Raw genomic sequence first — 11,741 nt, forward strand, 5'->3', positions numbered from 1 at the left:
CTTGTTTCTCTCATGCACCTGGAGCCGTCCACGGAATCGGTCTGTGGATACGGCCAAAACGGCCAGCGAAGAGCCAGGTCTAGCTGATGTGGCCCCAGTTGACAAACGCCAATGCTCACGTACGATACCTCGCGTTACGCAAGCGCTTGCTTAAACGCGAGCAAACGATTCTGGCACGGGAGGAACCCTGATGAGCTTGTCGGCAATCGCCCGATCCTCGATTCGTCGGTCGCTCTTGGCCGCGGCCTTTGGCGTCTTCGCGTTCGTCTCCAGCCGGGCGCACGCGGTCGAGATTCAGTACTGGCAGTACGTCTTCGACACTCGTGTCCAGGCGATGACTGAGCTGATCAAGCAATTCGAGGCCGAGAATCCTGACATCACGGTCAAGCAGATGACCTTTCCCTACGCCGATTACCAGACGCGGCTGATCGCGGCCAAGATGGCCGGGCGCGGGCCTGAGGTGATGCAGCTTTTCTATGGCTGGCTCGACACGTTCATCGCGGGCAGGCTGATCCAGCCGTTATCGAAGGCGGCGTTCAGGGATGAGGAGATCGAACGGGACTTCTTCCCCATCGTCTCGGCGATGAAGCGCGACGGCCAATATTACGGCCTGCCGACGGCGGTGCGCGCCATGGCGCTTTTCTACAACAAGAACCTGTTCCAAGAGGCCGGGCTCGACCCGAACAAGCCTCCGCAGACGCTGGACGAGCTCGTCGCGGCCGCCAAGGCGATCGTCAAGCGCGACGCGGCCGGAAACTACCAGCAGGTCGGCATCGCGCTCGATATTGCGCGGCAGGACCACAATTGGTGGCGCGAGATCCTCGTCCGTCAGTATGGCGGCGAGTCCTATTCGGCGGACGGCAGCAAGGTCGCCTACAACACCGAGGCCGGTAGAAAGTCGCTCGAATTCTACACGGGTCTGCAGAAGGCGCATCACGTCGGTCAGGTGGGTTTCATGGACGAGGGCCAAGCGGCGTTCCGCGCCGGCCTCGCCGGCATGGTGGTCGACGGCACATTCCGCGTCGCCTCCTACAAGACGATCCAGGGCTTCGAATGGGGCGTCGCGGAACTGCCCACCCATGACGGCAAGCGGGCCAATTTCGGCAGCTATTTCGCCAACGCCATCGGCGCGTCGGCTGAGGGCGAGAGGCTGGCGGCGGCCGAGAAGTTCCTTGCGTTCCTCTCGTCCGAGAAGGCGATGGCGATCTGGCTGGAGAAGGTGGGCGAGCTGCCGGCCCGCCGCGCGGTGGCGCTGACCGAAGCCAATATCAAGGACCCGATCTACGGCCCCTTCATCCGTGCGCTCGACTACGCGGCGACGCCGCCGATGGTCGACGAGGCGGCCCAGCGCCAGGTCTCGATCGATATGATCAACGGCGTGCTGCTGCAGGACCAGCCGATCGACGACGCGCTGAGCGCGGCAGCCGCCCGCGAGCAAGCTATCCTCGATAAGTTCAAGGCGAAGTAGGGGGGGCATATGACCGCGACGACGCTATCGCCCCGGGGCACCGGCTCCAGCGGCATCTGGGGGCGGCTGACCATATCGGCGAAGCAGATCGTCTGGGCCTGGGTGTTTCTCGCCCTGCCCGTGTCCTTCTTCGCCGTCGTCCGCTTCTATCCGACGCTGGAAGCCTTCTACCTGTCGGTGACCGACTGGGACCTGCTGAACGAAGCGCGGTTCGTCGGTTTCGACAACTACCGGAAGCTGTTCGCCGATCCGGTATTCTGGCAGGTCTTCCGCAATACCTTCGCCTATCTGATCTTCGGTACGCCGATCGCGATCCTGCTGTCTTTCGCCATCGCCTATTATCTAGACCGCGTGAGGTTTTTGCACGGTCTGATCCGCGCACTCTACTTCTTGCCGTACCTCACGGCCGCCGCAGCGATGGCCTGGGTTTGGCGCTGGTTCTACCAGCCCCCACCGATCGGCGTCATCAACAGCATCCTCGGCTTCGCCGGCGTGCCGGCGCAGCCCTTCCTCCGCTCGGTCGACCAGGCGCTGCCGGCGATCATGCTGACCGCGATCTGGGCGCATCTCGGTTTCCAGATCATCATCTTCATGGCCGGGCTGCGCGCAATCCCGACGAGCTATTATGAGGCGGCACGCATCGACGGGCTGGGCGAGGGGGCGATCCTGGCTCGCATCACCATACCGCTGCTGAAGCCGACCACGGTTTTCCTCGTCGTGTTCTCGTCGATCGGGTTCCTGCGGATCTTCGATCAAGTCTACAACATGACCAGCAATGATCCCGGCGGCCCGCTCAACTCGACCAAGCCGTTGGTCCTGATGATCTATCAGACGGCATTCTCGTCTTATCAGATGGGCTATGCGGCGGCCCAGACCGTCGTGCTGTTCACCATTCTGTTCGCGATCTCAATGGCGCAACTCTGGATCCTGAGGAGCCGTTGACTTGAGCAGCGACAACGAGAAGCCCGCTTCCGCCTACGGCGCCGTCCGTCCCGGCCGCGTCGTGGCCTGGACGGTCCTGTTCCTCGGCGGCGTCGTTATGATAACGCCGCTCCTGTTCATGTTCTCGACCTCGTTGAAATCGGCCGGCCAAGTCTATGACCTGCGCCTGATCCCCGATCAGCCGACGCTCGCCAACTACGTCAAGGTTCTGTCCGATGGGCGCTTCGGCCGCTGGTTCCTGAACTCGACTCTGATCGCGACGATCGTCACCCTGTCGTGCCTGTTCTTCGACAGTCTCGTCGCCTACACGCTGGCCAAATTCAGCTTCCCCGGCCGGCGGGTGGTCTTCCTGGCGATCCTGTCGACGCTGATGATTCCGACCGAGATGCTGGTCATCCCCTGGTATCTGATGGCGAGCAAACTCGGCTGGATCGACACCTACTGGGGCATCATGTTCCCCGGCATGATCACCGCTTTCGGCGTCTTCCTGATGAAACAGTTCTTCGAGACGGTCCCGAACGACTTCCTCGAAGCGGCGCGGGTCGACGGCCTCAATGAGTTCGCGATTTGGTGGAAGGTCGCGCTACCGCTGGTCACGCCCGCGCTTTCGGCGCTGGCGATCTTCACCTTCCTCGGCAACTGGACGGCGTTCTTCTGGCCCCTGATCGTGACCACCGATCAGTCGCTCTACACCTTGCCGGTCGGTCTTTCGAGCTTCGCGGTCGAGCAATCCATCCAGTGGGAGCTGATCATGACCGGGGCGGCTCTCGCGACCATCCCGACATTGGTGATCTTCCTGTTTTTCCAACGCTACATCGTGCGCGGCGTGATGCTTGCGGGAGTCAAAGGCTAAATGATGAGCACTCTGCAGGCCAAGGACGGGTCACGCTTCCCCGACCCGGTCTACCGGGAGACCGTGCTGCGGCCGCTGTTCGACGGCGCCCGACGCTACCATGCCGAGGCGCTGCGCCGGATCGACCGGGCTCATCTCGTCATGCTGGTCGAGACCGGCATCCTCGGCGCGGCGCAGGGCGCCGCCATCGCCGGAGCGTTGCAGGCGATGGACCGCGAGATCCGCCTGGACGACCTCGCCTATGGCGGCGACGTCGAGGACTATTTCTTCCATATGGAGCGTGAGTTGAAGGCACGCGTCGGGCCCGACATCGGCGGCCGGCTGCACACCGCCCGCTCGCGCAACGATATCGACCACACCTTTCTCAAGCTCGGCCTCAAGCCCCGCGTCGATCGCCTGCTGGCGGCCTGTCGGAAGCTTCTGGCCACGCTGATCGAGGTGGCCGCTCGCGACCGGGATGTCCTGATCGTCGCCTATACCCACGGCCAGCCGGCCCAACCCACCACCCACGGACATTACCTCGCCGCGATGAGCGAGGTGCTGATCCGCGACATGGAGCGGCTCGAAGCCGCCCGCGCGATCGTCGATCTTTGCCCGATGGGGGCGGCGGCGATCACCACTTCGGGCTTTCCGATCAGCCGGCAACGCGTTGCCGAACTTCTCGGCTTCGCGGCGCCGCAGCGGAATTCCTATTCCTGCATTGCCGCGACGGACTATCTGACGTCGGTCTACAGCGCGATCGTGCTCCTGTTCCTGCATCTCGGCCGCCCGATCCAGGATTTTCAGTTCTGGTCGAGCTTCGAGGTCGGCCAACTCTATCTGCCGAATGCCTTCGTACAGGTTTCGTCGATCATGCCGCAGAAGCGCAATCCGGTGCCGCTCGAGCATCTGCGGCATCTGTCCAGCCAGGCTGTCGGGCGCGCTCGGGCGGTCGTCGACGTGATGCACAACACGCCGTTCACCGACATGACCGACAGCGAGGCCGAGACGCACGAGATGGGCTATCAGGTCTTCGACGTCGCTCAGCGCGTGCTCGATCTCCTGACGGCCACCCTCCAGGCCTGCCGCATCGATTCCGAACGCGTCGCCGCCAATCTAAGCCGGTCCTGCGCCACCATAACCGAGCTGGCCGACTGGCTCGTGCGCAGCGAGGGTTTGTCCTTCCGACAAGGGCATGAGATCGCCGCCGAGGTCGCCCGCGCCGTCGTGGCCATGTCGGGCGATCTGCCGACGGACGGCTATCCGGCCTTCGTCTTGGCCTTCGAGCGCCATGTCGGGCGCAAGCCAGTGGCCGATGCGGCCGAATTCGCCCGGATGGTCTCGCCCGAGCACTTTGTCGCGGTGCGCGATCGCTTCGGCGGTCCGGCCCCCGCCGCCATGGACCCGGCCCTTGCGGGCTACCGCGTGGCGCTGGACGCGTTCGCGGCCCGTGCCGCGGCGATCGCCGCGCGGGAGGCCGCTGCGGCGGACGAACTCAAACGCCGCATTCAAGACGTCGCGAAAGGTGGATGATGGCCAGGATCGAGCTCGAGAAGATCGCCAAGCGCTACGGCAGCATCAGGACCGTGCACGATATCGACCTTACCGTCGAAGACGGCGAATTCGTCGTGCTGGTTGGTCCTTCGGGCTGCGGCAAATCCACGACCCTGCGCATGATCGCGGGCCTGGAAGCGATTTCCGGCGGGACGCTGCGCATCGGCGGCCAGGTGGTCAACGACCACGAACCCAAGCATCGGAACATCGCGATGGTCTTCCAGAACTACGCGATCTATCCGCATCTCACCGTGGCGCAGAACATCGGCTTCGGGCTCTACAGGTCCAAGCTCCCCAAGGCGGAAAAGCAGGCGCGCATCCGTGAAACTGCCCGAATCCTAAGTCTCGATCCCTATCTCGAGCGCCGTCCCGCCGCGCTCTCCGGCGGGCAGAGGCAGCGTGTGGCCATCGGCCGGGCGATGGTGCGCGACCCCGTGGCCTTCCTGTTCGACGAGCCGCTCTCCAATCTCGACGCCCAATTGCGCGGGCAGATGCGGCTCGAGATCAAGCAGTTGCACCAGCGGCTCGGCACCACGATCGTCTTTGTCACGCACGATCAGGTCGAGGCGATGTCGCTCGCCGACAGAATCGTCGTCATGCGCGAAGGTCGCATCCTCCAGGTCGGCGCGCCGATGGAGCTGTACAATCGGCCGGCGGATATCTTCACGGCGCGTTTCATCGGCACGCCGGAAATGAACATGATCGAGGCGACGATCGATGGCGGGCAGGTGAACCTCGGAGCGAACGCCGCGTCGGTTCGCCTGTCCAAGGTGCCGGGCTTGCCCTCGGACATCGGCACCGGCCGATCGATCGTCCTGGGGGTGAGACCGCAGGAACTCACCCTGCTGGCCGACGGGCAGGACAATTTCCCCATCCGGATCGCGGGCACGGTGCGGGTGGCGGAGCCGCACGGCTCGGAAACATTCCTGTTGCTCGATCTGCCCCAAGGGCACGTCGTCGCTCGCGCGCCTTCGAGCATTGCCTTCAAGCCCGGCGATGCGGTCGCATTCGGTGCGGAGGCCGACTGCCTGCGACTGTTTGATAAGGAGACCGAAAAACTGATCAATTGAGGCGGATTGGGGAAAGCAATGTGTCGCCGTTTCTGGCAGCGCCTGGCCAGACCGGCCTGCCGGGCAATGGCTTGAAGGAAATCACCACAGATTGCCGGCCTTCTCTCGCAAGCGAGACCTTTCGGGAGAGCTTGAACCCAGAGGGGAAACTCGTTGAGTTTGGGACTTTGTCCCAGATCGGCCTTTGGGATCATTCAGCGGACATTCTGAAAAGGCCTCGCTTGCGGGAGAGGTCATCCGCCTTCCCAACACGGCGCACGCTTCAAAGCGATTGCTCTGCCCGGCGCCGGTCGGCTTGACGGTTGACCGCCCCTCGATAGCTGTTATACGGTCGTATAACAAGGTGGCCTGAAGGCCGTGGGAGGCCAGCCTATGATCGAAGCGATGCACCGGCGTGCCGAGACGCCGCCGTCCGATGCGAGCTTGCCGGATGACGATGTCAGCCTGCCGGCCTGGATCTACCGCGATCCGGAGTTCTACGCGGTCGAGCAGGAGGCGCTGTTCCGCACCTCCTGGCAGGTGGTCTGCCATCTGAACGACATCCCGGAGGCGGGCGACTTCCACACCTTCGAGTTCCTGGGCGAGAATGTGGTGGTGCTGCGCGGCCGCGACGGGCAGGTGCGCGCCTTCCACAATGTCTGCCGGCACCGCGCCGCGCGGCTGCTCGACGGGCCAAAGGGCCAGTGTGGCAGCCGCATCGTCTGCCCCTATCACGCCTGGACCTATGAGCATGACGGCCGGCTGATCGGCATGCCGCAGCGCTCCAGCTACGGCGATTTCGACTTCGGCAGCCACGGCCTGGTCCCGGTCGAGCACGAGGTGTTCTGCGGCTTCATCTTCATCCGCCTCGCCCCCGGCACGCCAAGCGTGACCGAGATGATGGGTGGCTATGGCGAGGAGATGGCGGCCTACCGGATCGAGGAGATGGTGCCGCTGGGCCGGGTGACGTTGCGGCCGCGCGCGGTCAACTGGAAGAACGTCGCCGACAACTATTCCGACGGGCTGCACATCACCGTCGCCCATCCCGGGCTGACCCGGCTGTTCGGCCGCGGCTACGGCGTCGAAGCCAGGCCCTGGGTCGACAAGATGTGGGGCCAGCTGCAGGAGCGGCCGTCCGCCGTGCTGTCGGAGCGGGCCTATAAGCACTTCCTGCCGGAGGTGCCGCATCTGCCGCCGGAGCGGCAGCGGCTGTGGACCTATTTCAAGCTCTGGCCCAACATCGCCTTCGACATCTATCCGGACCAGATCGACTTCATGCAGTTCATCCCGGTCTCGCCGACCGAGACGATGATCCGCGAGATCGCCTATGTCCATCCGGACCATCGGCCCGAGATGAAGGCCGCGCGCTACCTGAACTGGCGGATCAACCGCTCGGTCAGCCTCGAGGACAAGACGCTGATCGACCGGGTGCAGGCCGGCATGGGCTCCTCCAGCTACACCGTCGGCCCTCTCGGCACCACCGAGGTCTGCCTGCGCAGCTTCGCCCGGGCGATGCGCCGGCTGATCCCGGAAAGCCGGCTGCACCGGCCGCCGCCGCCGGGCTGGAGCCTGCGGCGCGAGGCCTCGCAGGCGCCGGCCTTCGCGGCGGAATAGCGTTCAGAACGACAGAGCCGGGCGGATCTTCATGGCGAACACACAGGTCTTCGACGTCGCAATCATCGGCGGGGGCCATAACGGGCTGGTCTGCGCCGCCTATCTGGCGGCCGCCGGGCTGAAGGTGACGGTGCTGGAGCGCCGCCGCGTCGTCGGCGGCGCCGCGGTGACCGAGGAGTTCCATCCCGGCTTCCGCAACTCCGTGGCCTCCTACACGGTCAGCCTGCTGAACCCGAAGGTGATCCGCGACCTCGATCTGCCGGGCCACGGGCTGAAGGTGGTGGAGCGGCGGCTGGCCAATTTCCTGCCGGTCGACGACCACCGCTATCTCCTGTCCGGACCGGGCCGGACCAAGGCCGAGATCGCCAAATTCTCGGCCCGCGATGCCGAGCGCTACGACGCCTATGGCGACCGTCTCGACGTCATCGCCGACGTGCTGCGCGACATCGTGCTGCGCACCCCGCCGAATGTCGCGTCCGGCGGCTGGTCCGGCGCGCTGCCGGAACTGATCAAGGCGGGCTCGCTCGGCAACCGGCTGCGCAAGCTCGACATGGTGATGCGGCGCGACCTGCTGGACCTGTTCACCAAATCGGCGACGGACATCCTGGAAGGCTGGTTCGAAACGCCGGTTGTGCAGGCCCTGTTCGGCTTCGACAGCATCGTCGGCAACTACGCCAGCCCCAGCCATGCCGGCACCGGCTATGTGCTGCTGCACCACGTCTTCGGCGAGGTGAACGGCAAGAAAGGCGTGTGGGGCCACGCGATCGGCGGCATGGGCGCGATCACCCAGGCGATGGCGAAGTCGGCGGCGTCGCGCGGCGCGGTGATCCGCACCGATGCCGGCGTGCGCGAGGTGATCGTCGAGGGCGGCCGCGCCGTCGGGGTGGTGACCGAGGCCGGCGACATCGTTCGTGCCGGCTGCATCGTCTCCAACCTCAACCCCAAGCTGCTCTACGGCAAGCTGGTCGACCCGGCGGCGCTGCCGCAGGATTTCCGCGAGCGCATGGACCGCTTCAAATGCGGCTCCGCCACCTTCCGCATGAACGTCGCCCTGTCGGAGCTGCCGGACTTCACCTGCCTGCCGGGCAAAGCGCTGGCCGACCACCACACCAGCGGCATCATCTTCGGCCCCAGCCTGGACTACATGGACAAGGCCTATCTCGACGCCAAGGCCGGCGGCTGGTCGAAGACGCCGATCGTCGAGATGCTGATCCCGTCGACCCTGGACGACACGCTGGCGCCGCCGGGCCAGCACGTCGCCAGCCTGTTCTGCCAGCATTTCGACCCGAAGCTACCGGACGGGGCCAGCTGGGATGACCATCGCGAGACGGCGGCCGACCTGATCATCGACACGGTCAATGCCTGGGCGCCGAACTTCAAGGCCTCGGTGCTGGGCCGGCAGATCAACAGCCCGCTCGACCTCGAACGCACCTTCGGCCTGATCGGCGGCGACATCTTCCACGGCGCGCTGTCGCTGGACCAGATGTTCTCGGCCCGGCCGGTGCTGGGCCATGGCGACTACCGGGCGCCGGTGCCCGGCCTCTACATGTGCGGGTCGGGGACCCATCCGGGCGGCGGTGTCACCGGGGCGCCGGGTCACAACGCGGCGCGTGAGATCCTGGCCGATTTCAAGCGACGGCGGCTGAGGCGCGCGGCATGATCGAGGTCCCATCCGACCACGGGGCAGGGCAGGCATGGACCGATCCTGGGACGTAATTCCCGGCGACATGCCGGGGCTCGAATGGCGCATCCCCGTGCTGCGCTTCCGCGGCGGCGGCGGTGGACCCTCCGCCTATCTGCAGGCGGCGTTGCATGCCGAGGAACTGCCCGGCGTCATCGCCCTCGATGCGCTGTGCGCGAAGCTGCGCCGGGCCGAAGCCGCCGGCGACATTCGCGGCGACATCACCATCGTGCCCTGGGCCAACCCGATCGGGCAGCAGCAATGGCTGCACGGCTCCGGCCAGGGGCGGTACGATTTCGACAGCCGGGTCAACTTCAACCGCGGCTTCCCCCGGCTGGACCGGCCCGACCCGTCGCTGCTGCCGGACGACGATGCCGCGGTCACCGCGACCGAACGGCTGAAGGCCCGGCTGCTGCGCCTGGCGCTGCCCTGCGAGATCGTGCTCGACCTGCATTGCGACGATGAATCGCCGCTCTACCTCTACATCCCTTCGGCAGTGTGGCCGGCGATGACCGATCTTGCCGCCGCGATGCGGGCGGACACCGTCCTGCTCTGGGATGGCGACGGCGGTGGGGCCTTCGACGATGCCTGCATCAATCCCTGGCTGCGCAGCGGCGATCTGGCCGGGCGGGCCGTGTCGACCGTCGAACTGCGTGGCATGGGCGATGTCGATGCCGGCCTCGCCGAATCCGACGCGGCCGGGCTGTTCCGCTTCCTGGCGGGCCGGGGCGTGATCGCCGGCGATGCGGGGCCGATGCCCGACTGGTCGGGACCGGCCGTGCCGCTCGACTGGGTCGAGATGATCAAGGCGCCGGCGGGCGGGGCAATCTCCTTCGCCCGCAGGCCGGGAGACCGGGTCGAGGCCGGAGACCTCTTGGCGACGATCCTGGTCCGGCCGGGCGAGGAGGGGGGCGGGGTGCCGGTGCTGGCGCCGCAGCCGGGCGTGGTCCTGACCCGCCGGGCGCATCGCCGGACCCGCCCGGGCGACGATCTGATGAAGCTGGTCTGCGGTTCGCCGAGCGCGACCGCCAGGCCCGGCCCCCTCGAACCCTGAGGGGCCGGTACCGTCGAAGCAAGAAACAGGGAGCGCAAGAGCATGAGCCGTCCGATCCTTTCCGCCTGCCTGGCCGTGGTGGCCCTGGCGGGTCTCGCCGGCCCCGTCGCGGCGCAGGAGGTGGTGCGCCTCGGCACCACGCCGGAGTCCTACCCGCCCTTCACCTGGGTCGATGCCCAAGGCAAGCTGAACGGCTTCGAGATCGAGATCGGCGACGCGCTCTGCGCCCAGATGCAGGTCAAGTGCGAATGGGTGCTGCAAAGCTGGGACGGCATCATCCCGGCACTGCAGGAGAAGAAGTTCGACGCCATCATCGCCTCGATGGGGATCACCGATGAGCGCAAGCAGGTCGTCGACTTCAGCGAGAAATACTACGACTCGCCGGCGATCTTCATCGGCCCGAAGAGCGAGACGATCGAAATCTCGCCGGCGGGTATGCAGGGCAAGACCGTCGGCGTCCAGGTCTCGACCATCCACGCCAATTACATCGAGGCGAAGTACAAGGGCATCGTCACGATCAAGACCTATGACACGCAGGAGAACGCCAATCTCGACCTGATCGCAGGGCGCGTCGACCTGCTGCTGGCGGATTCGGTGGCGCTGACCGATGGCTTCCTGAAGTCGCCGGAAGGCGCGGATTTCGAGGTCAAGGGCCAGCCGATCCGTGACCCGTTGCTGGGGGACGGTTCCGGCATCGCGGTGCGTAAGGATGACACTGCCCTGCGCGACAAGTTCTCCGCCGCAATCAAGGCGATCCGCGCCAACGGCGTCTACAAGACCATCAACGACAAGTACTTCACCTTCGACATTTACGGCGGCTGAGCCCAGGGGGATGGAGGATCTCGCCGCCCTCTTGGGCTTCGGGGAGAAGGGGTGGGGCGGACAGCTCCTGGCCGGGGCGGTGGTGACGGTCGAGATCGCCGTCGCGTCCTACCTGGTCGGGCTCCTCCTCGGGCTGCTCGGGGCCTGGGCCAAGCTGGCCGGGCCCCGGCCGCTCCGGGCTCTCGGCAACGCCTACACCACCATCATCCGCGGCGTGCCGGACATCCTGATCATCCTGCTGGTCTATTACGGCGGCACCAGCGCCCTGCGGTCGCTGATCGGCCTGGTGGTGCCGGGGGTGACGGTCGAGATCGACGCCTTCGCTGCCGCCGTCGCCTCGCTCGGCTTCGTCTCCGGCGCCTATGCGACCGAGGTGTTCCGCGGCGCCATCCTGGCGGTGCCGCCCGGGCAGATCGAGGCGGCAAAGTCGCTGGCCCTGCCGCCGCGGGTGATGTTCTTTCGGGTGGTGCTGCCCCAGGCGATGCGCTTCGCCCTGCCGGCGCTCGGCAATCTCTGGGTCGTGGTGCTGAAGGACAGCGCGCTGATCAGCGTGGTCGGGATCCGCGACCTGCTGGGCAGCGCTGCCACCGCCGCCGCGACCACGCGCATGCCGTTCACCTTCTATGTTGTGGTGGCGCTGATCTTCCTGCTGCTGACCATCGCCTCGGTCGGGCTGTTCCAATTAGCCGAGCGCGCCTATGGCCGCGGCTACCGACGGTCCTGAG

General features: G+C 66.0%; 10 protein-coding genes. All 10 read left to right on the forward strand.

Annotated elements, in window-relative coordinates:
- Nucleotides 1–190: 190 nt before the first annotated feature.
- On the forward strand, nt 191–1,468 hold the full coding sequence (locus tag QFZ27_RS17555) for a sugar ABC transporter substrate-binding protein (RefSeq protein WP_429227670.1): 1,278 nt from the start codon (nt 191–193) through the stop codon (nt 1,466–1,468).
- 9 nt (nt 1,469–1,477) lie between these two features.
- Nucleotides 1,478–2,410, forward strand: coding sequence for a carbohydrate ABC transporter permease (locus tag QFZ27_RS17560; RefSeq protein WP_429227671.1), 933 nt, complete (start codon nt 1,478–1,480; stop codon nt 2,408–2,410).
- Nucleotide 2,411: 1 nt separating this feature from the next.
- Entirely contained in the window at nt 2,412–3,263 is an 852-nt protein-coding gene (locus QFZ27_RS17565) for a carbohydrate ABC transporter permease (protein ID WP_429227672.1), read from the forward strand.
- Nucleotides 3,264–3,326: 63 nt separating this feature from the next.
- On the forward strand, nt 3,327–4,775 hold the full coding sequence (gene argH, locus QFZ27_RS17570) for an argininosuccinate lyase (protein WP_429227673.1): 1,449 nt from the start codon (nt 3,327–3,329) through the stop codon (nt 4,773–4,775).
- On the forward strand, nt 4,772–5,866 hold the full coding sequence (locus QFZ27_RS17575; RefSeq protein WP_429227674.1) for an ABC transporter ATP-binding protein: 1,095 nt from the start codon (nt 4,772–4,774) through the stop codon (nt 5,864–5,866). The genes argH and QFZ27_RS17575 overlap by 4 nt, the downstream gene beginning before the upstream one ends.
- 372 nt (nt 5,867–6,238) lie before the next feature.
- Entirely contained in the window at nt 6,239–7,459 is a 1,221-nt protein-coding gene (locus QFZ27_RS17580; protein ID WP_429227675.1) for an aromatic ring-hydroxylating oxygenase subunit alpha, read from the forward strand.
- Between the two features lie 31 nt (nt 7,460–7,490).
- Entirely contained in the window at nt 7,491–9,119 is a 1,629-nt protein-coding gene (locus QFZ27_RS17585; RefSeq protein WP_429227676.1) for a phytoene desaturase family protein, read from the forward strand.
- Between the two features lie 34 nt (nt 9,120–9,153).
- On the forward strand, nt 9,154–10,194 hold the full coding sequence (locus tag QFZ27_RS17590) for a M14 family metallopeptidase (protein ID WP_429227677.1): 1,041 nt from the start codon (nt 9,154–9,156) through the stop codon (nt 10,192–10,194).
- A 42-nt stretch (nt 10,195–10,236) separates the two neighbouring features.
- Entirely contained in the window at nt 10,237–11,016 is a 780-nt protein-coding gene (locus tag QFZ27_RS17595; protein ID WP_429227678.1) for an ABC transporter substrate-binding protein, read from the forward strand.
- A 10-nt stretch (nt 11,017–11,026) separates the two neighbouring features.
- The gene (locus QFZ27_RS17600) at nt 11,027–11,740 is read left to right on the forward strand and encodes an ABC transporter permease (protein ID WP_429227679.1); all 714 of its coding nucleotides are present in this window, start codon (nt 11,027–11,029) and stop codon (nt 11,738–11,740) included.
- Nucleotide 11,741 lies beyond the last annotated feature (1 nt).

Source organism: Inquilinus ginsengisoli, from assembly GCF_050434925.1.
Taxonomy (GTDB): domain Bacteria; phylum Pseudomonadota; class Alphaproteobacteria; order DSM-16000; family Inquilinaceae; genus Inquilinus; species Inquilinus ginsengisoli_B.

Excerpts from the sequence above, each read along its gene's own strand:
- QFZ27_RS17555 (WP_429227670.1), top strand. The coding sequence starts at position 191 with ATGAGCTTGTCGGCAATCGCCCGATCCTCGATTCGTCGGTCGCTCTTG.
- QFZ27_RS17560 (WP_429227671.1), top strand. The coding sequence starts at position 1,478 with ATGACCGCGACGACGCTATCGCCCCGGGGCACCGGCTCCAGCGGCATC.
- QFZ27_RS17575 (WP_429227674.1), top strand. The coding sequence starts at position 4,772 with ATGATGGCCAGGATCGAGCTCGAGAAGATCGCCAAGCGCTACGGCAGC.
- QFZ27_RS17580 (WP_429227675.1), top strand. The coding sequence starts at position 6,239 with ATGATCGAAGCGATGCACCGGCGTGCCGAGACGCCGCCGTCCGATGCG.
- QFZ27_RS17585 (WP_429227676.1), top strand. The coding sequence starts at position 7,491 with ATGGCGAACACACAGGTCTTCGACGTCGCAATCATCGGCGGGGGCCAT.
- QFZ27_RS17590 (WP_429227677.1), top strand. The coding sequence starts at position 9,154 with ATGGACCGATCCTGGGACGTAATTCCCGGCGACATGCCGGGGCTCGAA.
- QFZ27_RS17595 (WP_429227678.1), top strand. The coding sequence starts at position 10,237 with ATGAGCCGTCCGATCCTTTCCGCCTGCCTGGCCGTGGTGGCCCTGGCG.
- QFZ27_RS17600 (WP_429227679.1), top strand. The coding sequence starts at position 11,027 with ATGGAGGATCTCGCCGCCCTCTTGGGCTTCGGGGAGAAGGGGTGGGGC.